Here is a 26,315-nt window from a genome sequence, read left to right on the forward strand (position 1 = left end):
CGTAACGGCGAGATCGCGCCGGTTTCCGGACAGAGCGGTGCGATCGGCCCCCCGGCCGGTCCGACCGCTTTGTCCGGAAACCGGCTCAAAGGCGATCGCGCACGCTTCGGCGCAGCCGAAGCCAACACTACGGAGCAAGATGACTCGCTTGCACGGTCGCCGGATCCTCGTGACGGGTGCCGGTTCCGGCATCGGCCGCGCCACGACGTTGCGTCTGCTGGAGGAGGGGGCGCGGGTGGTGGCCACCGACGTGTCCGCGGAGACCATCGCGGGCACCGCCGAGCTGGCCGGCGACCCGCGCCTCGAGACGTTCGTGATGGATGTCGGCGACGAGCAGTCGGTGGTGAAGGGCACCGCGGCCGCGGTCGAGCACCTCGGCGGGCTCGACGTGCTCGTCAACGCCGCCGGGATCCTGCAGGCCTCCCACACGCATGAGACGTCGCTGGAGTTCTGGAACCGGATCGTCGCGGTGAACCTCACCGGTACGTTCCTGGTCACGCGCGAGGCGCTGCCTGCGTTGATCGCCACGGGGAAGAGCGTGGTGATCAACTTCAGTTCCACCTCCGCGGCGTTCGCCCACCCCTACATGGCGGCGTATGCGGCGAGCAAGGGCGGGATCCAGGCGTTCACGCACTCACTGGCGCTGGAGTACAGCAAGCAGGGCGTGCGCGCGGTCAGCGTCGCGCCGGGCAGCGTGAAGAGCGGCATCACCGACAACGCGGGCACCTGGATGCCGCAGGACGTCGACTGGGCACTGTTCGGCAAGCTCCTGCCGATCCTGCCGACGGATCTCGCGACGCCCGTCGGCAACCCGGTCGGGCGCCCGGAGTCGGTCGCGGGCGTCGTGGCGATGCTGGCGTCCGACGACGGCGAGTTCATCACCGGCACGGAGATCCGCATCGACGGCGGCACCCACGCCTAACGCGGCACGGGAGTGAAGTCGGCCAGATCCGGCACGGGCGGCACCACCCGCGCGTATGCGTCGGCGGCCAGGATGCCCTCGGAGGGGCGGGTGGTGCGATGGCCGAGCTCGTCGAGGACCTCGCGTTCGGTGCGGCCGCGGGCGAGCAGCAGCACGAACGGGTCGGCGTCGAGCAGCCACGACACCTGGAACGACAGCGCGGCCGCGTGCCGGCACGGCAGCTCGAAGCCGGGGCAGTCGCACTCCGGGTCGAGATCGCCGATGCCCGGCAGCAGCGGCACGTCGTCGGCCAGCTCGGGCGGCAGGTGCCGGTCGAGCAGCGCGGCGAGGTTCCCGGCCCGGTCGGCGGCTCGGCCGAGCAGCCGGTCCCAGTCTGCTGTGGACAGTTCCGCCAGGTGCACGCTCGTGCGGAACGGGCCGCCGTCGGTGTCGTCCACCGTCGCGGCGATCCGGCCGGGGCTCACGGTGATCGGCCCGACCAGGCCCGCGACCGCGTACCGGCGGCCGCGCCGCAGCTGCCGCAGATCCAGGGCGGTGTCCTCCATCGCCCGCAGCCACGCGCGGCCCCACCACGTGCGCGCGAACGGACCGCGGCCTTCGCGCGCGGGGAACGCCGGGAACCCCTGGACCCGGTCGGTCATGCCGGTCTCCTCAGCTGCACGAGCTCCGCGAGCTCGGTGTCCGTCAGCTCGGTGAACGCCGCTTCCCCACCGGCGAGCACGGCGTCGGCGAGCGCGCGTTTCTCTCGCAGCAGCGCGGCGATCCGGTCCTCGACCGTGCCCTCGGCAACGAGCCGGTGCACCTGCACCGGACGCCTCTGCCCGATCCGGTAGGCGCGGTCGGTCGCCTGGTCCTCGACGGCCGGGTTCCACCAGCGGTCGTAGTGCACCACGTGGTCGGCGCGGGTGAGCGTGAGGCCCGTCCCGGCCGCCTTCAGCGACAGCAGGAACACCGGCACGGCGCCGTCCTGGAATCGGCGGACCAGCTCTTCACGCCGGGGAACGGGGGTGCCGCCGTGCAGGAACTGGCTGGGGATTTTACGACCCGCGAGGTGGCGTTGCAGCAGCCTCGCCATCACCACGTACTGGGTGAACACGAGCACCGCGCCGTCTTCGGCGAGGATCGTGTCGAGCAGCTCGTCCAGCAGCTCCAGCTTGCCGGACCGGCCGGACAGCGGCGCGTCGTCGCCTTCGGCCAGGTAGTGGGCGGGGTGGTTGCAGATCTGCTTGAGCGTGGTGAGCAGCTTGACGATGCGGCCGCGGCGCGCCATCCCGTCGCTCGCGCCGACCTCGGCCAGCAGTTCCCGCACGGCCGCCTCGTACAGCGCGGCCTGCTCGGCGGTCAGCGCCACGGGCCGGTCGGTTTCGGTCTTCGCGGGCAGCTCGGGCGCGATCCCCGGGTCGGATTTGCGCCGCCGTAGCAGGAACGGTCGCAGCAGCCGGGAAAGCCGCTCGGCCGCGGCGGGATCGGCACCGGATTCGACGGGTTTCGCCCAGCGGGCACGGAAGTCCGTGAGCGTGCCGAGCAGGCCCGGCGTGGTCCAGTCCAGGATCGCCCACAGCTCGGACAGCGTGTTCTCCACCGGGGTGCCCGTGAGCGCCACCCGGGCGGATGAGCGCAACGTGCGCAGCGTTTTCGCCGTGCCGGAACGGTGGTTCTTCACGTGCTGGGCCTCGTCGGCCACCACCAGGTCCCACGCCACGGCGGCCAGCCGCGCCGGATCCGCGCGCAGCGTGCCGTAGGTGGTGAGCACGAAGCCGTCGAGGTCGTCGAGCGAGCGGGCGCCGCCGTGGAACCGCCGGACGGCGACGCCCGGGGCGAAGCGGTGGATCTCGGCCTCCCACGTGCCCAGCAGCGACGCCGGACACACCACCAGCGTCGGGCCGGTGGCGCGGTGCAGGTGCAGGGCGATGAGGGTGAGCGTCTTGCCCAGGCCCATGTCGTCGGCGAGGCAGCCGCCCAGGCCCAGGGAGGTGACGGTGTCGAGCCAGTGCAGGCCGCGCAGCTGGTAGTCGCGCAGGTTCGCCGTCAACCCTGCCGGAGGCGGCATCGGGCCCGGTAGCTCGGCGAGCCGCGACCGCAGCGTGGCGAGCCAGCCGCCGGTGACGAGCTCGACCTCGGCACCGTCCACTTCGGTCGTGCCGGCCAGAGCGGCGGCCAGCGCGTCGACGGGCGCGAGGGGTTTCAGCGCCCGCTCCCGGGCGCGGCTCGCCGACGCCGGGTCGAGCAGCACCCACCGGTCCCGCAGCCGTACGACGGGCCGGTGCGCCTCCGCGAGCACGTCCAGCTCGGCCGCCGAGAGCTGGGTGCCACCGAGGGCGAGCTGCCAGTCGAGCTCCAACGCGCGGCCGCCGCCGAAGAAGGCCGGCACGTCGTCCGGCGCGGCACCAGGACGGACGACCGCGCGAGCCGTGAGCCCGGCCAGGTCGGCGGGCCAGTGGACGGCGACGCCCAGGTCGGCCAGCCGGCCGGCGGCGGCACCGAGCAGCTCGCGGATGTCGTCGTCGAGCAGCGCCACCTCCGCGGGCACGGGCGCGGCCAGCAGCGGGGCGAGCGGCGGCCACACTTCGGCGCAGCGCCGCAACACGAGCAGCACCTCGTGGCGGACCGCCTCGGCGCCCGTCCGCCACAGTTCGTCGGCGTCGACGACGGTGTCGCGGTGCACCTGCACCACAGCGCGGAACCGGCCGCCGTCGAGGTCGTCCGATTCGAGCCGCAGCGACAGCCGCGTGGCGGCGGCGAGGCCGGCGACGTCACGCAGGAACCGCAGTAGCACGGGAAACGGCTCGGGCAACCGGGCCGGGTCACCGGGCAGCGGGGTGGCGTGGGCGTGCGGCGGCATCGCGTCGGCGAGCCGGCGCAGCCACTGTTCTTCCTCGGGCGCCAGCGGCCCCGTCCACCCGGCCCCGGCCAGGCGCATCCCCGCCTGCGCGGCGACCGACCAGAACTCCGCCGACGCGTCGCCGGAAACCTCGGGCAGCAGCTCGACAGCGTCGGCGACCGGGACCCGCCGCGCCGGAACCGTGCGCAGACCGTCTCGCAGCACCACGTCGAGCGAACCGAGCTCGCCCGGTCCCGCCGGTGTGGTGCCGTCCGGGTGCCAGAACACGACGAAACCCGGCTCGACCACGACGGCCTCCCCCGGCGATGCGCTCCCCACGACTCCCCTTCCCGTCGGTCTCGTCCGCCGTCCGCCGACATTACCAGAACTCTGTACGACGTACGAGGAAATGCAGGGCAGAATGACGCGGATGAGCACGGAGTACACCGGCGGCGGCGACCCGCGGCGGACGATCGAGCTGCTCTGGGGCGTCCCCGGACCCCCACGGCGCGGGCCGAAGCCCAAGCTCACCGTGGCCGACGTCGTCGCGACCGCGACGCGGCTGGCCGACGCCGACGGGCTCGAGGCGGTGACCATGCGCCGCGTCGCCGACGAGCTCGGGGTCGCCCCGATGTCGCTCTACACCTACGTGCCCGGACACGCCGAGCTGATCGACCTGATGCTCGACGGCGCCCACGGCGAGCTCACCGCGGAACTGCCCTCGACCGGTTGGCGCGACGCGCTCACCGCCGTGGCCGAGGACCTGTGGCGCCTCTACCACCGCCACCCCTGGCTGCTGCAGATCACCACCGGCCGCCCGCCGCTCGGGCCCAACACCTTCGCCAAGTACGAACGCGAACTCAGCGCGCTCGACGGCCTCGATCTCGACGAACTGGAGCTCGACGCCGTCGTCGGCCTCGTCATCGGGCTCGTGCAGGGCACCGCGCGCGGCTCGATCGACGCCGTCCGGCTCGCGCGCCGCACCGGCCTGACCGACGCCGAGTGGTGGGAACGCAGCGCGCCCGTCCTCGCCGAAATCCCCGCCGCCGACGGCGCGAACTTCCCGCGCGCGAGCCGCGTCGGCACCGCCGCCGGGCAGGCGCACGACGCCGCGTCCAACCCCGAGCACCACTTCCGCTTCGGCCTCGCCCGCATCCTCGACGGGGTGACGCTGCTCGTCGAGCGCCGCTGAAGGCCTGGAGACTGTCGGTCCCCCGGATTAGGTTCGCACCCGGGTGTCGGTTTCGCTCATGCCCGCTCGTCGAGCGGATACGAGCCGGCACCGGAGGGAGCACGGGTGGAGGAGCACGGGCGGGACGCCGCGGTGGAGGCCGCCGTCGCGCAGGCGTTCCGGGAAGAGTGGTCGCTGGTCGTGGCCACCCTCATCCGGGTCACCGGCGACTGGGACCTCGCCGAGGAGTGCGCCCAGGACGCCTTCACCCTCGCCGTGCGCACCTGGCCGCGCGACGGCATCCCAACCCGACCCGGGGCCTGGCTCACCACCGCCGCCCGCAACCGAGCCGTCGACCGGATCCGCCGCGACGCCGTAGGAGCGGGCAAGCTCCGGGAGGCCGCGCGCATGATCGTCCCCGACGAACCACCGACCGACGACGGAACCGTGCCCGACGATCGCCTCCGCCTCATCTTCACCTGCTGCCACCCGGCGCTCGCCGTCGAAGCACAGGTCGCGCTCGCGTTGCGCACCCTGGCCGGGCTCAGCACCGCCGAGATCGCCCGCGCGTTCCTCGTGCCCGAGGCCACGATGTCGCAGCGGCTCGTGCGGGTGAAACGCAAGATCCGCAGCGCCGGCATCCCGTACCGCGTGCCGCCCGCGCACCTGCTGCCCGAACGCACCGCGGCCGTGCTCGGCGTGCTGTACCTGCTGTTCAACGAGGGCTACACCGCCAGCGCCGGACCCGACCTGCAACGGCCCGACCTCGCCGCCGAAGCGATCCGCCTCGCCCGCGTGCTCGCGCACCTGATGCCCGACGAACCCGAGGCCAGCGGCCTGCTCGCGCTCCTGCTGCTGCAGCACGCCCGCCGCGCCACCCGCGTCGCCGGCAACGGGGAGCTGGTGCCTCTGGAGGAACAGGATCGCGGCCGCTGGGACGCCGCCGCGATCACCGAGGGCACCACCCTGCTGGAAGCCGCGTTGCGCCGCCACAACCCCGGGCCCTACCAGGTGCAGGCCGCGATCGCCGCGTGCCACGCCACGGCCGCGCGTGCCGCCGACACGGACTGGGCCCAGATCGCCGGCCTCTACCGCGAGCTGCGCCGCCACCTGCCCACCCCCGTCGTGGAGCTGAACCACGCGGTCGCCGCGGGGATGGCGTTCGGGCCCGGAACCGGCCTCGCACTCGCCGACGAGCTCACCGCCCGCGGCACGCTGGCCGGCTACCACCTGCTGCCCGCCACCCGCGCCGACTTCCTGCGCCGCCTCGGCCGCACCGCCGAAGCCCACACCGCGTACACCGAGGCGCTCGACCTCGCGCGCACCGACGCCGAGCGCGGCTACCTGCGGCGCAGGCTCGCCGAAATTTCCGGCGCGGAGGTGTCGGTCCCGGCGCCGCCCGTTCGTCGGCTGGACAAACCGACCCGTGAACCGGAAGGACCGCGATGATCACCAAGACCCTGCGTGTACCCGGCGCCGAGCTGACCTACGACGTCGACGGCGACGGCCCCGTGCTGCTGCTCGTGCCCGGCGGCCCTGCCGACGCCACGGCGTTCACCGGCCTGCGCCCGCACCTGACCGGCCGCTACACCGTGGTCACCTTCGACCCGCGCGGCCTCTCTCGCAGCCCGATCGCCGGCGAAGCCGGCGACGACATCGTCGGTGAGCACGCCGGCGACGTGCACCGCCTGCTCACCGAGCTCGGCGGCGGGCCCGCGCACGTGTTCGCCAACAGCGGCGGAGCGATCACCATGCTGGAGCACGCCCGGCGGCACCCGGGCGAGGTGACGACCCTGGTCGCGCACGAGCCGCCGATCAGCCGCTACCTCGGCGAGATGCTGGCCGACTTCCCCGACGTCCCGGCGCTCTACCGCGAGCAGGGCGTCGAGGCCGCGCTCGGCGCGTTCATGGCGGCGTCCGGCTTCGACGTGCCGCCGCCACCGGCGAACCCGTCGGCCGAGGAAATCGAACAGGGCAAACGGATGCAGGGCAACTTCGCGTTCTTCTTCGGCCACCTCATGGCCGCCATCGGCGCCTGGGAACCCGACCTCGACGCCCTGCGCGCCACCGGCACCCACCTCATCGTCGCCGTCGGCAAGGCCGCGGCCGGCACTCCCGCCCACACCTCCGGGCTCGAGCTGGCCCGCGCGCTCGGGCAGGAAGCCGTGGAGTTCCCCGGAGACCACGGCGGGTTCGCCGGCGAACCCGGCCCCTTCGCCACCCGCCTGACCGAAGTCCTCACCCACGCCTAGGAGACCGCTCATGCGTTACCTGCTCATGATCGCCGGAGAAGAGCCCACCGAGGAGCAGAAGATCGCCGGCTGCGGCGGCTGGTCCGACGACCTGCTCGCCCGCGGCATCCTCGTCGGCGGCGGAGGCCTGCACCCGCCCGCCACCGCCACCACCGTCCGGGTGCGCGGCGGCGACGTCCTGCTGACCGACGGCCCGTTCGCCGAGAGCAAGGAACAGATCGGCGGCTTCGTCATGATCGACTGCGCCGACCTCGACGAGGCCGTCGAGATCGCCTCCAGCCATCCCGCCGCCGCGTACGGCACCATCGAAGTCCGCCCGATGCTGGGCTGACCCGGACACGAGGAGAACCCCATGCCGTCCCTTGTGGAGCGCGAAGACCAGCCCTACGTCGGCTACCGCGCGACTGTCGGCTTCGACGGGCTGCGCGAGGTCGCGCACCGCATCGCCGCCATCGTCGGTGCCCTCGCCGAACGCGGGGTCGCGCCGGCGGGCGCGCCGTTCTTCCGCTACCTCGTGCTCGGGCCGGACATGGCCAGCCTGACAGTGGAAGCCGGCGTGCCGGTCGCCGCGCCGGTCGAGCTGGGCGAGGAGTACCTCAACGACGTCGTGCCCGGCGGGAAGTACGTGATGGCCACCCACCACGGCGCGCCCGACGGACTCGCCGCCGCCACCGCCGAAGTCCTCGGCTGGGGTACGGCCGAAGGCGTGCGCTGGGACCGCACCCAGGGCGCCGACGGCGAGCACTGGACCGGGCGCCTCGAGGTCTACCGCACCGACCCGCGCGTGGAACCCGACGCCACGAAGTGGGAGACCGACCTGTACTTCCGCCTCGCCGACTGACCAGCGCGGGACCGGTTTGGGCAGCGCGTCAGCCGGTCCCGCGCGCCAGCCACCCCCCGAGCAGGCACGCAAACCCGGCCGCCGAGACGAAGGCGCGCACCAGGTTCCACCGCACCCAGCTCGTCTCGAACCGCGCCCGCAGCTCGGCGAGCGCCGAGGTGCCACGGTCCAGCGCGTTGTTCATCGGAATGTTCTTCACGGCCGTGATCACGATCATCGCCAGCAGCAGCACGAACCCGGCGATCAGCCACGGCAGCGCCCCGCGCCCTCCGGCCACCAGGTCCAGCACCACTGCGGCCGCCGCCAGCAGGGGCGCGCCGAGGAACGTGAGCAGGAACCAGCCGTTGACGATCGCGATGTTGATCTCGCGCATCGCCGTCACGAACGTGTGGTCGTCCGCGCGCGCCAGGCCCGGCATCACCGACACCGCGTAGGAGTAGAACAACCCCGCGATCAATCCCGCCGCGACGATCGCGACCACCAGCACCACTCCGGACACCGTGAACATCACGTGCTCCCTTCCCCCGCCGGCGCGGTCCACCGCGCCCAGCCACCCGTCGCCGCCGTCGAGCGCGCGTACTTCACGCGCCTCGATCGGACGCGAGCCACCCGCTATCGTCCGCCGAAACCGGACGATAGCGGACATCACGCCCGATCGAGGTGGAGATTTCCCAGGCCACGTCGCCGAAGGTCACCAGCCGCGGGCCGGCCGGTTTCAGCACGGGGCCGTCGAGCGCACCCGTGGTCGACGACCCCGGCCGCGTCACCGGAGATTCGGGGTCTCCGCCGTCGCGAAGTGGGCGACGGTCCCGGCGATCGCGTCGAGGTAATGGCTGAGCACCACCCGGTTGACGTTGTCGAGGCGATCGCAGCTCTGGTGGTAGCACGGGTCGTACCGCTCGTCGGCCGACCCGCCCCAACCCTGGGCCTGCGCATCGGACTTCCGTTTGCGGTCACCGTTTTCCGCGCCACCCGACGGGATGCCGGCTTCGACGAACGCCGATTCGTCGTCGCCGACGAACTCGATGAGCTCCGGCTCCACCCCCGTCTGCTGAAGCTGGCCGGCGAGGACCCCGGCGACGGTGGCCGAACCGGGCGGGCCCGACGCGGACGGGTCGTCACCCACCCCGCCCTGTGCGAAGTAACCGCCGTTCGGCGAAGCGATCATGTCCACGTTGAGGTAGAGCATGATCTTGCCGAGGCCCTCGGTGGAAAGCCCGTTCACGTAAGCCTTCGAGCCTTGGGAACCGTCCTCTTCGGAGCCGAAGAACGCGAACCGGACCGTGTTGCGCAACGCCGCCGAAGGACCCAGGCGCTTGGCGATCTCCAGCAGCGCCGCGACGCCGGAACCGTTGTCGACGATGCCCGGACCGTCCTGCACCGAATCCAGATGAGCCCCGACCATCACCACATGGTCGGGGCTGCCGGTGCGGGTCTGGGCAATGACGTTGCGCATCGTGCCCCGCCCGGACCCCTCGTAAAAGGGAGTGGCCACCTGGTAACCGGCAGCACGCAGGACACCGGCCACGTAGTCGACGCTCGCGTCGTAACCCGGGCCCGGCGACGCCCGGTTGCCGCCGTTCTCGTCGGCGATCCGCTGCAACGCCTGGAGGTGGACGACCGCTCCGGCGTCACTCACCGAATCCTTCAGCTGCTGGGCCACCGGACCGTCGGTCGCCGGGACGCTCGCCGGCTTCCCCGCCGGGGCCGAACAGCCCGCGACGACCACGCCCGCGATCAGCGCGAGCACGAACCGTCTACGACACGAGACTCGTTTCGACGACCGCATCACCAAGGTGCTCCTCCCCGAGCCGTGCCACAAGGCGACCGGACGGGCCCGTGCCCGCTCCGGTCACCATCGTCACCGCGCGCCCGGGGCGTGACACCACACGGCAAGGGTGATACCGGCGGCGGTCCACACCGCTCAGGCGGTGGCGACCCGCTCCGCGCCCACGATGTGGTCCACGAACCCGTAGGCCAGCGCTTCCTCGGCGTCGAACCACCGGTCGCGGTCGGCGTCGGCGGTGATGCGCTCCACCGGCTGCCCCGTCTGGGCCGCGGTCAGCTCCGCGATCCGCCGCTTCATCTTCCCGAACACCTCGGCCTGGATCGCGATGTCCGTCGCCGCCCCCGAGATCCCCGCCGACGGCTGGTGCATCACGATCCGCGTGTTCGGCAGCAGGTGCCGCTTGCCCGGCGTGCCCGACGAGAGCAGGAACTGCCCCATCGACGCCACGAATCCCAGCCCCCACGTGGCCACGTCCGGCTTCACCAGCTGCATCGTGTCGTAGATCGCCATCCCCGCCGTGACCGAACCCCCTGGCGAGTTGAGGTAGAAGGTGATGTCCTTTTCGGAGTCGTCCGCGGCGAGCAGCAACAGCTGCGCCGTGATCCGGTTCGCCACCTCGTCGGTCACCTCCGTGCCCAGGAACACGATCCGGTCGCGCAGCAACTGCTCGTACACCGACTCGTTCGCCTGCTGCCCCGCCGCGTGCATCGCGGGAACCACCGTCAGCGTCATCGTCTTCTCCTCACTCGGCGCGAGATCCTGTCCGCACCGAACGTAGGAGCGCGGGCGAGGTCGTGGGGGCGCCGTTCGCTCACGGCGTGCGCGGTTCGCTCCCGGCGATCACCCCGGCCCGAAGCCGCTCAGCGCAGCACGGCCGCCAGTAGGTCGGCCCCCAGCGTCCTCAGGTCGGGCAGGTTGAGGGTGTAGCGGACGTAACGACCGTGCCTGCGGGTCGTGAGCAGGCCCGCGCGGCGCAGGACGGCGAGGTGGCGGGAAACCTCGGGGGGTGAAAGTTCCCAGGCGTGGGCCAGTTCGCCGGTGGTGTGCGGGCCACGGGCCAGGGTGCGCAGCAACCGCAGCCGCACCGGATGCGCGAGTGCTTCGAGCCGCAGCGTGACCGTTGCCGGCGAGACCGGCTCCGCTGACTTCGCCTCGGCGACGAGGTATTGCACCACCGGCTGCCACCCGGCGCGTGGACCGCCACCAGGTGCGGCCGGCCGAAGACGCTGGGGAGGAAGGTGATCCCGGTGTCGCGGGCAGCGGTCGCGTTGTCCTGCAGTTTGTCCACGATGATGCAGCTGCCGTCCGGGGCCAGGGTGACGGCGCTGGAGACCGACGCGAGTGCCGCCCCGAGGCCCTGGCGCTTCAACAGGTCGCTCTTCAGGCGCAGGTCGGTGGCGAGTTGCCCGGCGACGTCTCTCCAGGCGGCGTCGAAGAAGGCCTCGGCGCACTGTTCGCGGGTGTGGCGCACCCGCGCCCGCACGGCTGCGGGGTCCGCGAGCAGGCGTTCCGCGAAGGCCTCTTGGAGCGCGCCGCGGGCCTGGGCCAGCTCCAGCGCCCGCTCGCGCGCCGTCGCGTCGGCGAGCGGTGACGGCGCGGAGAAATGGACCCGGTTGCTGCCGCACGTGGTGACGAGCGCGGCGGTCACATAGGTTTCATCCTCGATCCGGTCCACCTCGTCCAGCTCCTCGGCGAGGGTCGGCCGCGGCCGCGCGGGGACCAGGAAGTCGGCCCGTGAGGAACGCCCAGAGGAACTCCGCCGCCCTGAGCCGCTCGGCCAGCTCCGGCCGCAGCCCGGCCCAGACGTCGCCCGCCCAGCCGGCGAGCTGCGGGTGATGCCCGGGTTCGGCCAGCACGTGCAGCATCGCGGTCAGCTCGGCGAGCGGGGAGGCAGCGAACCGCAGTCGCCCGGACGGCAGGGCGCCGATGCCGATCCTCAACGTATCCCCTCATTCTCACTGGTCGGACGGCCGGCGACCGCGTCGGTTGACGGTGTCCGTCAACCGACGCGGCGATCCCGATGGCCGAACGCACCGGTGGTGCCATGGTTACCACCACCAAGATCCAGCCGGGCTCCCTCGTCCGTGCCTCCGGAGGTCCGCGCTGCGCGGTCGCCCTGGCCGTGGACGCGCTCGGCACCGGCTTGCTGCGGCCCTTTCTGCTGCTCTACGGCGTGACGGTGCTTCGGCTCTCCCCGCCGGTCACCGGCATCGCCATGACGGTCGGCGCCGTCGCGGGTCTGGTGTACCTGCCCGCCGTCGGCCGATGGCTGGACCGGGGCGCGCGCAGCACAGTCGTGGCGGCGTCGATGCTGGTGCGAGTGCTGGGAGTGGCGCTGCTGCTGGCCGCCCCCGCGGGGTCTGGCTGTTCGTGACGGCGGCGCTCTTCCTCGGCATCGGCGACCAGGCCTGGCCGGCCGCCCACGCCGCCCTCGTGGCCACGGTCTCCCACGGCCGGGAGCGGGACGCGGCGCTCGCGGGCGGCCGCGCGCTGCGCAACGCCGGCGAGGGCGCGGGCGCACTTCTCGCCACCGCATGCCTGACGGGCGGCACCACCGCGTTGCAGGCGCTGGCAGCCGTCACCGGGCTCGCCTATTTCGCCGCGGCGGCCTTGGCCTGGTCGGTCCACGTCCGCGCGCAGCCGGCCGCCACCCCGACCGAGGCCCGGGCCGAGCGGCCCGGGCCTCGGATGCGCGTGCTGCTCGCCGCCAACGTGGTCTACGTCTTCTGCCTCAACGTCCCCGAAATCGCGCTTCCCCTGGTCCTGGTGACACAGCTGCACGCATCCCCGGTTTGGTCGGCGGCCATCTTCGTGGCCAACACCGTGCTGGTGGTCACCCTCCAGGTTCCGCTCACCGTCCTGCTGTCCCGCTTCTCCCGGCGGACCGTGCTCGCTCTCGCCGGCGTGGTACTCGCCGCGTCCTACCTCTGGGTTTCTGGCGGCCACGGTGTCCGTGGTCTGCACGCTCGGCGAGATCATCTACGCCGGCAGCGCGACCGCGCTCGTCGCCGCCCTCACCCCGGCCCCGTCCTCGGCCGCGCCCTCGCCCGCTTCCAGCTCTCCACGGGCTTCGGCCTCGCCGTCTCCCCCGGCGGTCATCACCGCCCTCGCCTCCCACGGCTCGGGCGCCCTCTGGAGCAGCCTCCCGCTGCGACGCTCCTCTCCGCTTCCGGCGTTGCCACCGATAAGGATCACGGACACGGACTCGTGAGCTCGGCGGCACCAGATGATCGTGGGTGCAACCAACGATCCTTGTTACGCTTCCACCATGGACACTCCGGCGGACGACCGTGTCCCCACCCTGTTGCGCAGCCGGCCCAGCTGGCTCGTCACCCAGCTCGCCACGCAGGTCACGCGGCTGGTGGGCGAGGCGTTCGACGCCGCCGGGTACCGCCGCTACCACTACGCGCTGCTCGCCGCGCTCGACGAGTTCGGCCCCGCGAGCCAGGCCACGCTCGGACGGCGCTGCCGCATCGACCGCAGCTACGTCGTCGAAGCCGTCGGCGAGCTCGAGGTCGCCGGCCGGGTGCTGCGCGCGCCCGACCCGGCCGACCGGCGCCGCAACGTCGTCACGCTCACCGGCGAAGGGCGTACCCACCTCGCCGCGATGACCCGGACCCTCGACGACGTGCAGGACGAGCTCACCGCGCCCCTGCCCGCGACCGAGCGCGAGCAGTTCGTCCACCAGCTCGGGCGCGTCCTCGACCACGTGCGAGAGCCCCGCGTCACCGGTAAGGCCCCGGAATCTCGTGATCTCGATCATGGCGTTGAACGGGACTAGCGTGGCGTACGTGTGAGCCGCCGCATGCGAAGGATCCGCCCCCATGACCAACCAGCCCTTCCGCTTCGGGGTCTCCCTGCTCAACGTCGGCTCCCGCACGGACTGGCGGGCCCGAGCCCGTGAGGTGCAGGACCGCGGCTACGACGTGCTCCAGGTTCCCGACCACCTCGGCCTGGCCTCGCCGTTCCCCGCGCTGGTCGCGGCAGCCGATGTCACGAGCATCCGCCTGGGCACCTACGTGCTCAACGCCGGTGTCCTCAGCCCCGCCTACCTCGCGCGCGACGTCGCCGACGTGCAGCGCCTCACCGACGGGCGGCTCGAGCTCGGCCTCGGCACCGGCTACATGCCGAACGAGTTCGAGGCCGCCGGCGTACCGATGGGCTCCGGCGGCGAGCGCATCCGCAAGCTGGAGTCCACGCTCAAGGCCACGCGCGAACTGCTCGCCGCAGAAACGGGTGCGCCCGTGCCGCCGATCATGCTGTCCGGCTCGGGCGACCGCATGGTGGCGCTCGGCGGCCGCGAAGCCGACATCTTCAGCTTCTCGATCATGGCCGGCGTCACCCCCGGCACCGCTCCGGAAGACGCGTTCGCCCACCGCGTGCAGGTGCTGCGTGACGCCGCGGGCGACCGCTTCGGCGACATCGAGCTGAACCTGTTCGTCGCGGCCGTCGGCGACAGCGTCGAGGAGCTCGACCTCGGCATCACCCGCCAGGCCAGCGGCCTGCCCGACGAGCAGCTCGCCCAGCTGCCCGGCGTGCTCACCGGCTCGCCGCGCGAGATCGCCGAGCGGCTCGAGCGCTACCGCGAAACCTTCGGCACCACCTACATCAGCGTGCTCGAACCGCACCTCGCCGCGTTCGCCGAGGTCATCAAGCACCTGAGCTGACACGTCCACGGCGCCCAGGGACCGCATCAGCTCCAGCACCCCCTGGGCGCCGCGCGGCGACAGGAACTTCTCCAGGTTCGCCGCAGAGTCCCGCGCCTCCTCGGCGGCGCGGGCGAACATCTCCTCCTCGAAACCGCGCACGTCTTGTCCCGACGCGAGCGCCAAGGCGAGCCGGGCGCCGTCGAGCATCGCCAGGTTCGCGGCCGCACCGGCAAACGGCGGCATCAGGTGCGCCGCGTCGCCCAGCAGTGTCAAGCCCGGGACCGGATTCCACCTCAGGCCCGCGGGCAGCGCCGCGATCGGCAGCCGCGTGATCGGGCCTTCAGCCGCGGCGACCAGCTCCAGGAACTCCGGGGCCCAGCCCGCGTAGAGGTCCTGCAGCTGTTTCCTGGCCGTCGCCGGGGCGTCGAACGCGACGCCTGAGGTCGTGAACCAGTCCTCGGCTCCGCGCATCGTCAGGTGCACCCGAGCCCAGCACCGGCCGTCGCGCGGGCCTGCGGGCACTCGCCCACGCGGTCCGCACGGCGGCACACCGGCACGAATGGTTCGCCGACCTGCTCGGCGGCCGCTCGGGGCTCGGCCCGAACGCGCTGGCCTACCTCGAAGCGTCGCTCGCCGCCGCGGACGAAGGCGACATCGACGACGCGCTCGTCGCGGTACACGCCGTGCACTCCTATGTGACCGGCGCCGTGCGCAGCGAGATCACCGAGCTGCGCCGCGAACGCGAGTCCGGTCAGGACGAAGCGCAGTGGCAACGCGCGTCCGCCCCCTACCTGCGGCGCATGCTGGCCACCGGCCGCTACCCCACCCTCGCCCGCGCGGTCGACCTCGGCTCCCACCCCGACCCGGACACCGCGTTCGACGCCGGTCTCGCCCGCGTCCTCGACGGCCTCGGTGGCCCGATTACCGCTTAAGCGGCAAGATCGCGGCGTGACCCCCGAGCTCGGCCCGACGACCCGCGTCATGCACGCGATGGAACAGCTGTGGGTGGAAATCCGCCGCCGCCACCCCGACGTGCCCGAAGCCATCCTCGTCCTGGCGTCCGGCACGATGGGCACCACCACCGAGATCCACGGTCACTTCGCCCGCTCCCGCTGGCACGTCGGCCCCGGCGAGGATCCGCGCGCCGAGTTCTTCCTCGGTGCGGAAGGCCTGCGCCGCCCCGCCGCGGACATCCTGGCCACCACGTTGCACGAAGCCGCGCACGGCCTGGCCGCGACCCGGGACATCGTGGACGTGAGCGACGGGCGCTACCACAACAAGCGGTTCGCGGCGCTCGCCCACGAGCTGGGTGTGCGGGCCGAGCAGGCGGACCGGATCGGCTGGTCGGCCACCACCGCCTTGCCCGCGACGATCGCCGCTTACGCGGATTCGCTGCGCGTTCTCGAACGGGCGCTGACGGTGTGGCGGCACACGGAGCAGGAGGTCGCGGTCCGAGCTCACGCTCCGGAGCCACTGCCCACGGATCCCGACCAGCCCGATGTCGTCGTGCCGACCCCGGCACCGGTCGTGATCGCACCGGTGGACGGCCGCGGTGCTCACCGCGGTGGGCCGAACTACGTGGCCGCGGTGTGCAGCTGCGACAAGCCGCGCCGCATCCGCGCGGCCCGGTCGATCCTCGAGCTGGGGCCGATCACCTGCAGTCTCTGCAACGCCCCCTTCACGGAAACCGCCGGCTGACCAAGCCGGGCGGTCGCGGGCTCCGGTCAGCGGAAACAGTACGAGTCCGACGAGGCGTCGCCGCCCGACAACCGGACCTGGTGCGGGCGCAGGCCCCGGAAGTCGTCACCGTGCAGGAAGCACTTCCCATCGACGCGCAGGCCCCCGCCGGCGGCCGGATCGGTCTCGAGCTTCGCCATCCAGGCCCCGACGCCGTCGGGGTAGAACTGGTCGTCCCAGGAGCCGTAGAGCGAGTTGGTCACGTAGATCCGGCGACCGTCGCGGCTGACCTCGACCATTTGCGGACCGCCCCCCAGCCGCAGCGACGGCGCGGCCGGATGCGGAACCCGCCCGGTGATGCCACCGAGGCGCACCGAGCCGGTTTCACGGGGCCGAGCGGGGTCGCTGACGTCGAACTGCTTGAGCTCGCCGGTGCCCCAGCACGACACGTACAGGAACTGATCGTCCACGCTGAGGCCGATGTCGGAGATCAGCGGCGGTACGGCGCCGAACGGCCGCAGCGCCGGCGGCAGGTCCGCGGCATCCGCAGGCTCGGCGGGCACGGTGATCACCTTGTCCACCACCCAGGTGTCGCCCTCGAGGTGCCAGCGCCACACCGATGCCGACAGGTCCTCAGTGGACACCGCCACGCCGGCGAACCCCCACGTGGCCTCGGGATCGTGTGACGGGCGCAGCTCGAGCACGATCTGGTACTGCTCGCCGAGGTCGACGCGCTGGCGGTGCCGGCCCTCGGCCAGGTCCCAGAAGTGCAGCGCGTGCCCGTACTTCTGGGCCAGCAGCAGCTCGGGATTGAGCCCGTCCTCGATCATCGAGGGCGTGCCCCACTCGCTTGTGATCAGGGTGTTGCGGTTGAGGTGCCACCACGCGTCGTAGGCCAGGTACTGCGGCCCCCGATCGGTCTCCCACGCGCGGACCACGTCGAACGTGTCGTGGTCGAGCAGCGCGATGCCGCCCGGGCCGCCCGAGCCTTCCCCAGCGCCGAGGCACGACAGGTACACCCCGTCGGGCCCGCAGTGGGAGGTGTGCGGACGGGAGTACCCGGCCTTCTCGGCCAGCTCCGCCGCGGTCACCGTCTTGTGCAGCACGGGTTGCCGCGGGTCGGGCTCGGTGTCGAACACGTGGATGTTCGAGGAACGCAGCCCGGGCAGCAGCAGGAACCGGCGGCGCAGGCCATCGGTGTCGTGTCCGGTGTGCGCGAACGCGCTGCTGCACGCGTTCCACCCGAAGTGGTGCAGCTCGTCGCCGGTGGTCGGCAGCTCCGACCAGCCGACGACGCTGCCGTAGGTACCCGAGTCGGGATCCACATCGACCGTCGCCAGGGCATCCGGTTTGGCGGCCGTCCGGTCGAACGCCACGACATACGCGAGCTTCTCCGGCGGCGCCGCGATCGCGTCACCGGGGCTGCGGTAGAAGGTCGGATCGGTCTGTGACTGTGCTGACGGTCCGGTCATCACGTTCTCCCTGCCGTGTCCGATTCCCCGCGGCCAATGTCCCGCGCGCGTCGTCGCGGCCGCAAGGCACGAACGCGCACGTCAGGAGACCTCGGCGAGGACTTCGCCGGGTCTTCCGGGCGGCTGCTTCCGCGGTGCGGGACTGGCGTGCGGCTCGCGTTTTCCCTTGGCCGCTCAAGGGAAACCGGCTGTCCAACGCCGTCAGCCACCACGCCGGCACACCGGAACCCCACCGTGGGCGAGCAGCGCGTGGGTGAAACTTCACGGTCGCGGTTGAGGGGTTTCTCCGGGCAGATCGAGTAGTTCCGCGAGCAGATCCGCGCGCAGGTCGGTGTTCTCGGTGGGAGTCGCCAGCGCGAGCCGGTGCACGCGTTCGAGCCGGGACCGCAGGCCGGCGTGGTGCTCCGCGGCCCGGGTCAGCTGCTCCTGAGCCGCGTCCAGCCGGCTGGCCAGGACGGCCGACCGGCGGCGTTCCTCGGCGAGGGTTTCGGCCGACGCGGCCGATTCCGTGCGCTGGCGCTGATGGGCAGCGTCCACACGTTGCTCCAGGTCCCCGACGGTGGCCCGGGTGGTGGTGAGCGCCTCGGTGGCCTGGTCCAGCCGGCCGGTGAGGTCCCGCCGGACCTCCTCTTCGCGTGCGCGGGCCTGAGCCAGGCCGGTGAGCGCGGCGTCGCGTTCGGTGGTGCGGACGGCGAGCTGCTCGGAGCGTTGAGCGAGCTCCGCAGCCATGGCGTCGGCGCGGATGCGTTCAGTACGGGTGTCGGTGGTGGCCTGGTCGGCGCGTTCGGCCGCGGCGGTGGCGGCGGCTTCCGCGCGGGCCTGGTCGAGCTCGGCCGTCTTGCGGGCCTTCACCGCTGCCGCGGCCGTTTCCTGGGCGGCTTTCGCCAGGTCGGCCTGTTCCTGGGCGTGGGCCTGAGCGGCGGCGGTGGTTTGTTCGGCTTCCAGCGCGCGGGCGTCGGCGGCTTGGCGCAGGCCGTCGGCTTCGGTGGCGCGGGCTTCGGCGCTTTCGGCGCGGGTGAGAGCGGAGGTCACCTCGTCCTGTGCGCGGGCGGCGACGCTGTCGAGGGCGTTGCGCAGCGTCTGCAGCGGCCCGCCCAGTTCCGTTGCGGCGCGGACGAACTCCGCGGCCGCGTCCGTCAGGCCGGCGTGTGAGACCGAGTCGCCCAGCGCTTCCCGCAGCGCCTGATCGGCGGCGGCGAGCTGCTTGCACGTGCGATCCCCGGGCCAGCGGCGGTCCGGGCAGAACTCGAACGGCCGGCCCCCGCGCGGTCCCGGCGGCGGCAACGGTGCCCGGCACTGCCGGAACCCGCACAGCGCGGTCGTCCGGTCCTCGATTGCAGCTCCTTCAGTCACCACTGAAGCCTATCCGATGAGTTATCTAACCCATAACTGATGTTGTAGTTATCTAACTCAATATCTAGGTCAGCTACAGAACAGAGCTTTTGTTGCTAAGCTGCTCGAGACGATGATCGGTCGACGGAGAGTGACGGAACCAGCAGCTGTGAGTGAGATCGTGAGCCTCGAAACCGGCTCGAAAACTGGGTACCCCCTCCCGCCCGCCCACGACGTCTGGCCGGGCGTCGAAGACCCCGCCGCGCTGCTCGACGCGATCGCGGAGTGGCTCGCCGGCTACGGCAACCAGGCCACCCGCCGCACCTACGCTGAAGGACTCGGCCTCCCTGTCACCGCGGCCGACCTCGCCGAGTGGGCCGAACCGGGACGGCACCTCGACGCCTGGCGAACCGCCGTCCTCCACTACGCCGACGCACTCCGGCTCACCCCGAGCCCCGCGTCGGTCACCGCTCCCCCGCCCGCACCCCGCGGCCGCCTGCGCGCGCACCACTGGTTCCGCTGGTGCGCCACCCGCGGCCTCGACCCGATGGGCGCCACCTCGGCCGACGTCAAGAGCTGGCTCGACACCCTCGCCACCGCCGACGCCGCCCCCGCGACGCGTGACCGGATGCTCGCCACCGTCAAGGCGCTCTACGGCTACCTCGCAGACACCGGCCTCGTCACCGGAAATCCCGCCGCGCTCAACCGCCGCCGGCTCGGCCTCGCCACAGCCGCGAGCAGCACGTCCGGCACCGTCACGCTCACCACGCGCCAGGTCCGCGCCCTCTACACCGCCGCCGGCACACCCCGGCGCGGGGCCGGCCCGCTGGACACGGCGCGCGCGGTGGCCGTGGTGGCGCTGTTCACGCTCGGGCTGCGCGTGAGCGAACTGTGCGGGCTGGACCGCTCCGACCTGCACGTCACCCGAGGCCGCCGCGCACTGCGCGTGCTCGGCAAGGGTGGCAAGACGCGCGTGGTCTACCTCAGCGTCCCGGCGGAGAACGCGCTCATGAGCTACCTCTCCGCCCGCGACACCGCAGCGGCTTCACGCGACACCACGGTCGAACGCCGCACCCAGGCGCGCCACGCCCCGCCGTCGCCCTTGCTGCAGACCCGCACCGGCAACCGCTACCAACGCCAGGCAATCTGGCAGCTGCTCCGCCGCATCACCGCCACGGGCGGCACCGACCTCGAACCCATCGCCGGCGCCATGCACCCGCACGCGCTGCGCCACTTCTACGTCACCACCGCCGTCGAAGCGGGCGCCCAGCTGGTTCACGTCCAGGCCGACGTCGGCCACAGCAGCATCGACACCACCCAGCAGACCTACGACCACGCCGCCCGCGCCCCGGAACGCAGTGCCGTCGACCTCGTCGCCGCCAGCTGGTTCCCCGACGACACCAGCGCTGACTGACGTGCGGCCGGGGCGCTGCGACCACCCGGCCCTGTCCCAGCCGCTGTTCTCCCGGCGGCGCCGGGTTTCGAGCCGTCGGCGTGGGCGTATTGCCCCAGCTTGGCTGTGCAGGAGCTGACCACGCGGGCGTTCGCCACTGCCGTCGGCCGCCAGGAGCTGCACGCGGCGGCCGCGGCGGGCCGCAACGCCCGCCTGGTCGAACCGGCCCTCGACATGGTCGCCGCCTACTTCCCCGGATAAACCGGCCGGCCGGGCGCCCTGACGGCAGGGGCGGCCGCCGAATCGTGGATAGTTCTGGCCGGCGTATCAGGAGACGGGGGTTGTCCAGTGAGCGAGGTTCGCCGGGTCGCACTTGATCCCTCGCGGGTCAGTCCGGGATCGACGTTGAGGCCGATCGCGCGTTTTGTGGTGGAGCGCGACGGTGTGGAACAGGCGTCGGCGGTGTTGGGGCGGGCGGAGATCTTCGAGCGCGAGCCCCTCGAGTACGCGGTGGCTCGGCTGTCCTGGGCAGAGGGCGGGTTGGGTGCCGCGCGGGCCGCGGTGACCGCGGCGGTGGACTCGGCCCCGCGGGGAGTCTCGGTCTACCTGCCGGTCAACGCTGCGGTGAGCTCCGACCACGCCGCTCGCCGTGACGTTGCGCAGGCGTGCGGGTTCGAGGTGTTCCAGGAGAAGGAGGGCTTCCGGTGGGCCGATACCGGCCAAGCGCTGTTCGAGCCCGTCGGACTGCGACTGGAGCCGATGTCGAGGATCGGGCGGGAGGCGTTCGTATCCGTGATCGGGCGGTGTGTGGCCCAGACCCTGGACCGGACCGACGCCCTGGTGTTCGGCCGGCACCAGCCCCAGCAGTGGGCCACCACGTTCCTGGATCACAGCGCTTCCGCCGCGGACGCCCAGTCGTGGCTGTACGCCGAGACGACCGGGGGTGTCCCGGTCGGGTTCGTGGGCCTGGCCCAACGGGACGGTGATCCAGGGGCGGGCACGATCGTGCTCATCGGTGTCCTGCCGGAGCAGCGTGGTCACCGCTACGTGGACCAACTCCTGCTGGCGGCTTACCGCGCCGCCCGCGTGCGCGGCTTCGCGGAGGTGCTGTCCCTGGTCGATGTGGACAACCACCCGATGATGGCGGCGGTGGTCCGCTCCGGCGCGGACCCCGACGCCGATCCCTGGCACAAATGGCTCTACACCACCTCGCCGCCGCGGCGAGCGGGAAGTGCGGCGCCGATACGCTGGTGAGGAACCCCGCCGGCCAGGAGAACACTTGCCCCACCACGATTCGCTCACCGCCGACTGCGGCAGCTGCTTCGGGCTGTGCTGCGTCGCCCTCACCTTCACTCGTTCCGCGGACTTCGCGATGGACAAGGCGGCCGGGGACCCGTGCCCGAACCTCGAGCCGGAGTTCGGCTGTGGCATCCACGACCGCTTGCGCGACAAGGGGTTCTCCGGCTGCACCGTCTACGACTGCTTCGGCGCCGGGCAGAAGATCTCGCAGATCACCTTCGCCGGGCGCGACTGGCGCAGCGAACCGGGTGGCGCGAAGCAGATGTTCGCCGCACTGCCCGTGATGCGGCAGCTGCACGAGCTGCTCTGGTACCTCACCGAAGCCCGGTCGCTCGACGTCACGCAAGAGCTGCACGCCGACCTTGACACCGCGCTCGCCGAGACCGGACAGCTGACGCTGACCGATCCGGACACCCTGCTCACAGTGGACGTCGCCGAGCAGCGCACCCGCGTGGACGTGCTGCTGCAGGCCACGAGCCGGCTCGTGCGCGCCGGGGTGCGGGGCAAGAAGAAGGACCGCCGCGGCGCCGATCTCATGGGCGCCAAGCTCGCGAACGCGGACCTGCGGGGCGCGAACCTGCGCGGCGCCTACCTCATCGCGGCGGACCTGCGCCGCGCCGATCTGCGCCAGGCCGACCTGATCGGGGCGGACCTGCGCGATGCCGACGTCCGCGGCGCGGACCTCACCGCGTGCCTGTTCCTCACGCAGTCGCAGGTCAACGCCGCCCGCGGCGACGCCACGACCCGACTCGCCGAGCGCCTCAGCCGGCCCGCCCACTGGTAGCCGGCCGTGTCGAGCCGACCACCACGCCATCGAGCCGCGCGACCCAGCTGCCGCACAGGCAGCGGACGTAGTCGGCCCGGCTGCCGCGCGAGGCGGGCACGACGGCGGACGGGGGCAGTTCGGCCAGCGGCCAGCCACAACGCGGGCAACGGTTCTCATCCATACCCCGATCGTGCTGTAATGAGTCAGTGCACTTCAACCCTTACGGCGGCTCCGGCGCTCAGGTGGCCGCGGCGCTGGCCACGCTGGTCCAGGACGACAGTGTCTCGGCGGACGACGTGCTGGACACCTGCCGCGCCCACGGCATGACACTGACCGGGCTCACCGACGACGAAGGCGCCCGGATCCTCGGCTGGGGCCGGCGGCTGCGTGAAGTCTTCGCGGCCGGCAACGGCGACCAGGTGGAGCTGGTGAACCGGCTGCTCGCCACCGCGGCTGTGCGCCCGCACATCTCCGGCCACGACGGCAAACCGCCGCACCTGCACTACGCGAGTGAAGACGCGGGCGCGGTGGAACGCGTGCAGGCGCACTCGGCCGGCGGGCTCGCCCACCTCGTGTGCGAAGCACCCGACCGCTTCGGCCTGTGCGCGCGGGAAGGGTGCGGGATCGCGTTCGTGGACACCTCGCGCAACGGCCGTCGCCGCTTCTGCTCGACGCGGTGCGGCACGCGGGTCAACGTCGCCGATCACCGGGCCCGGCAGCTCAGCGCCTGACTCAGCTCATCTGCTCGTGGATCCAGTCGAGGATCGTGTCCACGCGCGCGGTGGTCTCCACGCCGGGCTGGGGACAGTCCGGACCGTTGTCCTCGACCGCCACGAGCCGGCCCTTCTGGTCGCCCTCGGGGATGAAAAACGGTGAGCCCGAATCGTCGTGACACGGGCTGTTCTCGACGGTGCGCGCCTCCCGGGGGCTCATGTCGAGCTCGGTGTGGCGGATCTCGCTGACCTCGAAGTGGCCGCGTTTCATGTGGTCGGCCGGTGCGACGACGGTGGCCGAGAGCGAACCCCAGCCCACGAAGTCGACGTCCTCGCCGACCTTCGGCGGACCGGTCGGCAGCGTCAGCGGCGCGATGTCGGTGATCGGGGCGCTGAGCTTGACCAGCGCGAGGTCGTTGACCGGCGACTGGCGCACGTCCACGGCCTGCACCACGTGCCCGCGCGGGTCCTCGTCGTTGATCTTCCCGACCGCCACCGTCATGTGGTAGTGCGGCGCGCCGCCGGCGCGGGTGCCGTCGAGGTCGTGGAAACAGTGCCCGGCCGTGATGATCCAGTCCGGCGCGATCAGCGAACCGCTGCAGCCCCCGCTGCGCACGCCGCCGCCCTCGACGGGGATGTCTTTCGACGTGAGCTTCGCGTTGAACGGCATCACGCTCGGCGGCAGCGCCGGCGCGGTGCTGCTGGGCGCCGGGTTCGGCTGGGCAGACGAGCCCTGACCGGCGGCGCCCGCCCGCGTGTGCGCGACTTCGGCCGCGTCGGCGTGCCCCTCGGCGGACGCTGTCGAACCCTTCTGGACGGTGACGTAGCCGCCGGCGAGGCCTGCACCAGCGACGATGGCGAGTGCCAGCGCGCCGTGCCGGGAGCGACGGTGACCTGATCGTGACTTCACACTCGCAACAACGGACGGAGACCCCGAGAAGTTCATCCATCCGTGGAGAAATCTCAGCGAATCTCGTCACTCTGTGACACCGGAGCCGATCAAGGGACGTTTCGGGCTGCATTAGGGTTTCCCGTTATGACCAACCGCTTGGTATCCCTGGGCGATTCCTTCACCGAAGGTGTCGGCGACGATGATCCCGCCGCGCCGAACGGCGTGCGCGGCTGGGCCGACCGCGTCGCCGAGGTGCTGGGCGGCCGTGAGCCGGACTTCCGCTACGCCAACCTCGCCATTCGGGGGAAGCTGCTGTCCCAGGTCCTCGCCGAGCAGGTCGAGCCGGCGATCGCGATGGAACCGGACCTGGTCACGCTCTACGCGGGCGGAAACGACCTGATGCGCCCGAAGGTCGACATCGACGCGCTGACCGACTCCTACGAGCTCGCCGTCGCCCGGCTGCGCGGGACCGGTGCGCGGGTGTTGCTGTTCACCGGCGTCGACGGGGTCGAGGACGCGCTGTTCCGGCAGATGCGCGGGCGCGTCGCGATCTACAACGAGAACGTGCGCGGCATCGCCGCCCGCCACGGCACGCTGCTGGTGGACATGTGGTCGATGCGGCAGCTGCGCGACCGGCGGCTCTGGGCACCCGACCGCCTGCACCTCAACTCCCGCGGCCACCTCGAGATCGCGATCGCGGTGCTCGGTGTGCTCGGGATCCCCCACGACCTCACCTCGGCCGAGCTGGGCCCGCGGCCGCGCCTGTCGGCCCGTGAACGCCGCGATGAGAACCTGCGCTGGAGCCGCGAGCACGCGTGGCCGTGGGTGCAGCGCCGCCTGCGCGGCGAGTCGTCCGGCGACACGATGAGCCCGAAACGCCCGATGCTGGAGTCATTCGGCTCGAGCGCTCGCGAGTCAGGCGCTCGTGGATCAGGCACCGACGCGCGGCGCGTGCGCAGCTGACAGGGCCGGGCGCAGGCCGTCGAAGAGGATCGCGACCACGCGGTCGCGCAGCGCGCAGTCGGCGCCGATGTGCTCGGCGGCCTTGGCCGTGCCGATGATCACCGGGATCAGCTCGGCCACAGCGAGGTCGGCGCGCACCGCGTCGGCGTCCTGCGCGCGCCGCAGCAGCACCCCGAGTGCCTCCAGCAACCGGGTGGCGACGTCCGAGCCGGCCTTCGGCACGTGGACGCCGGCGGCGCTGAGGGCTTCGAAGTAGGCGTTCTTCGCGCTGGACATCTCGATCCAGCTGGTCAGGAACGTGAAGAACGCGGCGCCGGGGTCGGCTGAGTCCTGCGCGACGACCGCCTCGGCCTCGTCGACGAAGCGGTGCAGCCGCGCGTAGAGCACCGCTTCGAGCAGTGCCTCCTTGGTCGGGAAGTGCCGGAACACCGTGCCGACGCCCACGCCCGCCTCGCGGGCGACCTCTTCGGTCGGGGCGCCCGTGCCTTTGGCCGCGAACACCGTCTCCGCGGCTTCGAGCACTTTGGCCCGGTTGCGCCGGGCGTCGGCGCGCAGCGGTTTGGACTCCGTCACGGTGCCTGATCGTAGCCGGGTTCAGCCGGGCAGCGCGCTGAGCACGCGTTCCAGGGCTCGCGGCACGTGCGAGCGCCAGCCGCCGCCCATGATCCGGCGGGACACGCGCTCGAACTCGTCGTCCGGGTCGAAGCCCTCGTGACTGAGGAACAGCCGAGTGCCGGTGCCCTCCGGCACGAGCCGCCACGTGACCGTCCACTTCGGACCCCATTTGATGCTCAGCTCGCGTTCGGGGTCGGCCACCAGCACCTCGCACTGCACTGGCCCGCCAGCGAACCCGGCCGCCGGCACGGGCTGGGCCAGCAGCTCGAACCGGTGTCCCACCACGGGTTTGATGTCGTTGGGCATCGTGAGCCAGCGTTCCAGCAGCTCCGGTTCGGTGAGCGCGCGCCAGACCTTGCGCGCGGGGTGCGGCAGGAACTGGTCGACGTGCACGGCCGTCGGGTCTTCGGGATCCGGCCCGGATTCGGTCACAGGTCCTCCTCGTCGAGCAGGTCACGCAGGTTGCTGAGCTTGGTGCGCCAGAACTGCTCGAACGGGTGCAGCCACGTCGTCACTTCCTCCAGCGGCGCGGCTTCGAGGGAGTAGACGCGGTTGCGCCCGGCGCGCTGCTCGGTGACCAGGCCGGCTTCGCGCAGCACGCGCAGGTGCTCCGACAGGCTGGGCCGGCGCATGTCGAAGCGCACGGCCAGATCACCGGCGGCCATCGGGCCTTCCAGCAGCAGCCGCAGCACCTCGCGCCGCGCGGGGTTGGCGAGCGCGGCGAAGACGTCGTCGTTGACGGGCACGC

The 26,315-nt window shown here is 72.4% G+C and carries 31 protein-coding genes and 3 pseudogenes; 18 read left to right on the plus strand and 16 right to left on the minus strand.

Features of this window, described 5'->3' with window-relative positions; translation table 11 throughout:
* Positions 1-139: 139 nt before the first annotated feature.
* On the plus strand, positions 140-922 hold the full coding sequence (locus QRX50_RS32770; protein WP_285966974.1) for an SDR family NAD(P)-dependent oxidoreductase: 783 nt from the start codon (positions 140-142) through the stop codon (positions 920-922).
* Here the strand turns inward: QRX50_RS32770 and QRX50_RS32775 are convergent.
* Both QRX50_RS32775 and QRX50_RS32780 read right to left on the minus strand, forming a co-directional pair.
* On the minus strand, positions 919-1,563 hold the full coding sequence (locus tag QRX50_RS32775) for an SWIM zinc finger family protein (protein WP_285966975.1): 645 nt from the start codon (positions 1,561-1,563) through the stop codon (positions 919-921). The two genes, QRX50_RS32770 and QRX50_RS32775, sit on opposite strands and share 4 nt — an antisense overlap.
* Positions 1,560-3,905 (minus strand): DEAD/DEAH box helicase, encoded by a 2,346-nt coding sequence (locus tag QRX50_RS32780; protein WP_434533369.1) that lies wholly within the window; start codon positions 3,903-3,905, stop codon positions 1,560-1,562. Before QRX50_RS32780 ends, QRX50_RS32775 begins: the two co-directional genes overlap by 4 nt.
* A 259-nt stretch (positions 3,906-4,164) precedes the next feature.
* On the opposite strand from QRX50_RS32780, the gene QRX50_RS32785 reads away from it, so the two are divergent.
* From QRX50_RS32785 to QRX50_RS32805, 5 genes are all read left to right on the plus strand, one after another.
* Entirely contained in the window at positions 4,165-4,935 is a 771-nt protein-coding gene (locus tag QRX50_RS32785; protein WP_285966977.1) for a TetR/AcrR family transcriptional regulator C-terminal domain-containing protein, read from the plus strand.
* Between the two features lie 105 nt (positions 4,936-5,040).
* Positions 5,041-6,363, plus strand: coding sequence for an RNA polymerase sigma factor (locus tag QRX50_RS32790; protein ID WP_285966978.1), 1,323 nt, complete (start codon positions 5,041-5,043; stop codon positions 6,361-6,363).
* On the plus strand, positions 6,360-7,166 hold the full coding sequence (locus QRX50_RS32795) for an alpha/beta fold hydrolase (RefSeq protein WP_285966979.1): 807 nt from the start codon (positions 6,360-6,362) through the stop codon (positions 7,164-7,166). The genes QRX50_RS32790 and QRX50_RS32795 overlap by 4 nt, the downstream gene beginning before the upstream one ends.
* Before the next feature lie 10 nt (positions 7,167-7,176).
* Positions 7,177-7,497 (plus strand): YciI family protein, encoded by a 321-nt coding sequence (locus tag QRX50_RS32800; protein ID WP_285966980.1) that lies wholly within the window; start codon positions 7,177-7,179, stop codon positions 7,495-7,497.
* Between the two features lie 21 nt (positions 7,498-7,518).
* Positions 7,519-8,007: a GyrI-like domain-containing protein gene (locus tag QRX50_RS32805; RefSeq protein WP_285966981.1), complete on the plus strand. Its 489-nt coding sequence runs from the start codon at positions 7,519-7,521 to the stop codon at positions 8,005-8,007.
* Between the two features lie 28 nt (positions 8,008-8,035).
* Here QRX50_RS32805 and QRX50_RS32810 read toward each other — a convergent pair whose 3' ends face one another.
* The 6 genes and pseudogenes from QRX50_RS32810 to QRX50_RS32835 form a co-directional block, all read right to left on the minus strand.
* Complete coding sequence (locus QRX50_RS32810) at positions 8,036-8,515, minus strand: anthrone oxygenase family protein (protein ID WP_285974630.1); 480 nt, start codon at positions 8,513-8,515, stop codon at positions 8,036-8,038.
* A 255-nt stretch (positions 8,516-8,770) separates the two neighbouring features.
* Entirely contained in the window at positions 8,771-9,757 is a 987-nt protein-coding gene (locus QRX50_RS32815; protein WP_285966982.1) for a M20/M25/M40 family metallo-hydrolase, read from the minus strand.
* A gap of 174 nt (positions 9,758-9,931) precedes the next feature.
* Complete coding sequence (locus tag QRX50_RS32820; protein ID WP_285966983.1) at positions 9,932-10,528, minus strand: ClpP family protease; 597 nt, start codon at positions 10,526-10,528, stop codon at positions 9,932-9,934.
* Between the two features lie 128 nt (positions 10,529-10,656).
* The gene (locus tag QRX50_RS32825; RefSeq protein ID WP_285966984.1) at positions 10,657-10,971 is read right to left on the minus strand and encodes an ArsR/SmtB family transcription factor; all 315 of its coding nucleotides are present in this window, start codon (positions 10,969-10,971) and stop codon (positions 10,657-10,659) included.
* A gap of 68 nt (positions 10,972-11,039) precedes the next feature.
* Positions 11,040-11,471 (minus strand): annotated as a pseudogene (locus QRX50_RS49840) (DUF5937 family protein); the annotation flags it as partial.
* Positions 11,452-11,736 (minus strand): DUF5937 family protein, encoded by a 285-nt coding sequence (locus QRX50_RS32835; protein ID WP_285966986.1) that lies wholly within the window; start codon positions 11,734-11,736, stop codon positions 11,452-11,454. The pseudogene QRX50_RS49840 and the gene QRX50_RS32835, both read right to left, overlap by 20 nt.
* Before the next feature lie 104 nt (positions 11,737-11,840).
* Between QRX50_RS32835 and QRX50_RS32840 the strand changes: the two genes are divergently transcribed.
* From QRX50_RS32840 to QRX50_RS32850, 4 genes and pseudogenes are all read left to right on the plus strand, one after another.
* Positions 11,841-12,170: an MFS transporter gene (locus QRX50_RS32840; RefSeq protein WP_285966987.1), complete on the plus strand. Its 330-nt coding sequence runs from the start codon at positions 11,841-11,843 to the stop codon at positions 12,168-12,170.
* Positions 12,062-12,664, plus strand: a pseudogene (locus QRX50_RS49845) (MFS transporter); the annotation flags it as partial. The gene QRX50_RS32840 and the pseudogene QRX50_RS49845, both read left to right, overlap by 109 nt.
* A 400-nt stretch (positions 12,665-13,064) precedes the next feature.
* On the plus strand, positions 13,065-13,577 hold the full coding sequence (locus tag QRX50_RS32845; RefSeq protein WP_285966988.1) for a MarR family winged helix-turn-helix transcriptional regulator: 513 nt from the start codon (positions 13,065-13,067) through the stop codon (positions 13,575-13,577).
* Between the two features lie 43 nt (positions 13,578-13,620).
* Positions 13,621-14,463 (plus strand): TIGR03621 family F420-dependent LLM class oxidoreductase, encoded by an 843-nt coding sequence (locus QRX50_RS32850; RefSeq protein WP_285966989.1) that lies wholly within the window; start codon positions 13,621-13,623, stop codon positions 14,461-14,463.
* A gap of 198 nt (positions 14,464-14,661) precedes the next feature.
* Here the strand turns inward: QRX50_RS32850 and QRX50_RS49850 are convergent.
* A pseudogene (locus QRX50_RS49850) lies at positions 14,662-14,916 on the minus strand (FAD-dependent oxidoreductase); the annotation flags it as partial.
* A gap of 41 nt (positions 14,917-14,957) precedes the next feature.
* Here QRX50_RS49850 and QRX50_RS32855 point away from each other — a divergent pair.
* Both QRX50_RS32855 and QRX50_RS32860 read left to right on the plus strand, forming a co-directional pair.
* Positions 14,958-15,377 (plus strand): TetR/AcrR family transcriptional regulator C-terminal domain-containing protein, encoded by a 420-nt coding sequence (locus QRX50_RS32855; RefSeq protein ID WP_285974631.1) that lies wholly within the window; start codon positions 14,958-14,960, stop codon positions 15,375-15,377.
* Between the two features lie 16 nt (positions 15,378-15,393).
* Entirely contained in the window at positions 15,394-16,143 is a 750-nt protein-coding gene (locus QRX50_RS32860) for a hypothetical protein (protein ID WP_285966990.1), read from the plus strand.
* Positions 16,144-16,169: 26 nt separating this feature from the next.
* Here QRX50_RS32860 and QRX50_RS32865 read toward each other — a convergent pair whose 3' ends face one another.
* Together QRX50_RS32865 and QRX50_RS32870 are read right to left on the minus strand one after the other, a co-directional pair.
* Positions 16,170-17,594, minus strand: a complete 1,425-nt coding sequence (locus tag QRX50_RS32865; RefSeq protein ID WP_285966991.1) for a selenium-binding protein SBP56-related protein — start codon at positions 17,592-17,594, stop codon at positions 16,170-16,172.
* Positions 17,595-17,855: 261 nt separating this feature from the next.
* Positions 17,856-18,947 (minus strand): coiled-coil domain-containing protein, encoded by a 1,092-nt coding sequence (locus QRX50_RS32870; RefSeq protein WP_285966992.1) that lies wholly within the window; start codon positions 18,945-18,947, stop codon positions 17,856-17,858.
* 148 nt (positions 18,948-19,095) lie between these two features.
* Here QRX50_RS32870 and QRX50_RS32875 point away from each other — a divergent pair, with 148 nt between their 5' ends.
* The 4 genes from QRX50_RS32875 to QRX50_RS32890 all read left to right on the plus strand — a co-directional run bounded on the left by QRX50_RS32875 (position 19,096) and on the right by QRX50_RS32890 (position 22,402).
* Positions 19,096-20,340: a tyrosine-type recombinase/integrase gene (locus QRX50_RS32875; protein ID WP_285966993.1), complete on the plus strand. Its 1,245-nt coding sequence runs from the start codon at positions 19,096-19,098 to the stop codon at positions 20,338-20,340.
* A 99-nt stretch (positions 20,341-20,439) separates the two neighbouring features.
* Positions 20,440-20,580, plus strand: coding sequence for a hypothetical protein (locus QRX50_RS32880; RefSeq protein WP_285966994.1), 141 nt, complete (start codon positions 20,440-20,442; stop codon positions 20,578-20,580).
* A 144-nt stretch (positions 20,581-20,724) separates the two neighbouring features.
* Positions 20,725-21,573: a GNAT family N-acetyltransferase gene (locus QRX50_RS32885; RefSeq protein WP_285966995.1), complete on the plus strand. Its 849-nt coding sequence runs from the start codon at positions 20,725-20,727 to the stop codon at positions 21,571-21,573.
* 25 nt (positions 21,574-21,598) lie between these two features.
* Positions 21,599-22,402 carry a pentapeptide repeat-containing protein gene (locus QRX50_RS32890; protein ID WP_285966996.1) on the plus strand — a complete coding sequence of 268 codons (804 nt, stop codon included), beginning with the start codon at positions 21,599-21,601 and terminating at the stop codon, positions 22,400-22,402.
* Here the strand turns inward: QRX50_RS32890 and QRX50_RS32895 are convergent.
* Positions 22,380-22,565, minus strand: a complete 186-nt coding sequence (locus QRX50_RS32895; protein WP_285966997.1) for a hypothetical protein — start codon at positions 22,563-22,565, stop codon at positions 22,380-22,382. The genes QRX50_RS32890 and QRX50_RS32895 overlap by 23 nt on opposite strands.
* 25 nt (positions 22,566-22,590) lie before the next feature.
* Here QRX50_RS32895 and QRX50_RS32900 point away from each other — a divergent pair, with 25 nt between their 5' ends.
* Positions 22,591-23,115 carry a CGNR zinc finger domain-containing protein gene (locus QRX50_RS32900; protein WP_285966998.1) on the plus strand — a complete coding sequence of 175 codons (525 nt, stop codon included), beginning with the start codon at positions 22,591-22,593 and terminating at the stop codon, positions 23,113-23,115.
* 1 nt (position 23,116) lies between these two features.
* Here QRX50_RS32900 and QRX50_RS32905 read toward each other — a convergent pair whose 3' ends face one another.
* Entirely contained in the window at positions 23,117-24,007 is an 891-nt protein-coding gene (locus QRX50_RS32905; protein ID WP_285966999.1) for a S1 family peptidase, read from the minus strand.
* Between the two features lie 126 nt (positions 24,008-24,133).
* Between QRX50_RS32905 and QRX50_RS32910 the strand changes: the two genes are divergently transcribed.
* The gene (locus tag QRX50_RS32910) at positions 24,134-24,952 is read left to right on the plus strand and encodes an SGNH/GDSL hydrolase family protein (RefSeq protein ID WP_285967000.1); all 819 of its coding nucleotides are present in this window, start codon (positions 24,134-24,136) and stop codon (positions 24,950-24,952) included.
* Here the strand turns inward: QRX50_RS32910 and QRX50_RS32915 are convergent.
* Genes QRX50_RS32915 through QRX50_RS32925 form a run of 3 tightly spaced genes read right to left on the minus strand, consistent with a single transcriptional unit; the run spans position 24,920 to position 26,313 of the window.
* On the minus strand, positions 24,920-25,525 hold the full coding sequence (locus QRX50_RS32915) for a TetR/AcrR family transcriptional regulator (protein ID WP_285967001.1): 606 nt from the start codon (positions 25,523-25,525) through the stop codon (positions 24,920-24,922). The two genes, QRX50_RS32910 and QRX50_RS32915, sit on opposite strands and share 33 nt — an antisense overlap.
* Before the next feature lie 21 nt (positions 25,526-25,546).
* On the minus strand, positions 25,547-25,999 hold the full coding sequence (locus tag QRX50_RS32920; protein WP_285967002.1) for an SRPBCC family protein: 453 nt from the start codon (positions 25,997-25,999) through the stop codon (positions 25,547-25,549).
* Positions 25,996-26,313 carry a metalloregulator ArsR/SmtB family transcription factor gene (locus QRX50_RS32925; protein WP_285967003.1) on the minus strand — a complete coding sequence of 106 codons (318 nt, stop codon included), beginning with the start codon at positions 26,311-26,313 and terminating at the stop codon, positions 25,996-25,998. The genes QRX50_RS32920 and QRX50_RS32925 overlap by 4 nt, the downstream gene beginning before the upstream one ends.
* Positions 26,314-26,315: the final 2 nt, after the last annotated feature.

The organism is Amycolatopsis sp. 2-15 (genome assembly GCF_030285625.1).
GTDB classification, from domain to species: Bacteria; Actinomycetota; Actinomycetes; order Mycobacteriales; family Pseudonocardiaceae; genus Amycolatopsis; species Amycolatopsis carbonis.

What these genes read in the sequence shown, in the direction of transcription:
- QRX50_RS32820 (WP_285966983.1), bottom strand. Translation starts at nt 10,528, where the DNA reads ATGACGCTGACGGTGGTTCCCGCGATGCACGCGGCGGGGCAGCAGGCG.
- QRX50_RS32775 (WP_285966975.1), bottom strand. Translation starts at nt 1,563, where the DNA reads ATGACCGACCGGGTCCAGGGGTTCCCGGCGTTCCCCGCGCGCGAAGGC.
- QRX50_RS32865 (WP_285966991.1), bottom strand. Translation starts at nt 17,594, where the DNA reads ATGACCGGACCGTCAGCACAGTCACAGACCGATCCGACCTTCTACCGC.
- QRX50_RS32770 (WP_285966974.1), top strand. Translation starts at nt 140, where the DNA reads ATGACTCGCTTGCACGGTCGCCGGATCCTCGTGACGGGTGCCGGTTCC.
- QRX50_RS32805 (WP_285966981.1), top strand. Translation starts at nt 7,519, where the DNA reads ATGCCGTCCCTTGTGGAGCGCGAAGACCAGCCCTACGTCGGCTACCGC.
- QRX50_RS32910 (WP_285967000.1), top strand. Translation starts at nt 24,134, where the DNA reads ATGACCAACCGCTTGGTATCCCTGGGCGATTCCTTCACCGAAGGTGTC.
- QRX50_RS32845 (WP_285966988.1), top strand. Translation starts at nt 13,065, where the DNA reads ATGGACACTCCGGCGGACGACCGTGTCCCCACCCTGTTGCGCAGCCGG.
- QRX50_RS32895 (WP_285966997.1), bottom strand. Translation starts at nt 22,565, where the DNA reads ATGGATGAGAACCGTTGCCCGCGTTGTGGCTGGCCGCTGGCCGAACTG.
- QRX50_RS32795 (WP_285966979.1), top strand. Translation starts at nt 6,360, where the DNA reads ATGATCACCAAGACCCTGCGTGTACCCGGCGCCGAGCTGACCTACGAC.
- QRX50_RS32840 (WP_285966987.1), top strand. Translation starts at nt 11,841, where the DNA reads ATGGTTACCACCACCAAGATCCAGCCGGGCTCCCTCGTCCGTGCCTCC.
- QRX50_RS32810 (WP_285974630.1), bottom strand. Translation starts at nt 8,515, where the DNA reads ATGTTCACGGTGTCCGGAGTGGTGCTGGTGGTCGCGATCGTCGCGGCG.
- QRX50_RS32800 (WP_285966980.1), top strand. Translation starts at nt 7,177, where the DNA reads ATGCGTTACCTGCTCATGATCGCCGGAGAAGAGCCCACCGAGGAGCAG.
- QRX50_RS32785 (WP_285966977.1), top strand. Translation starts at nt 4,165, where the DNA reads ATGACGCGGATGAGCACGGAGTACACCGGCGGCGGCGACCCGCGGCGG.
- QRX50_RS32850 (WP_285966989.1), top strand. Translation starts at nt 13,621, where the DNA reads ATGACCAACCAGCCCTTCCGCTTCGGGGTCTCCCTGCTCAACGTCGGC.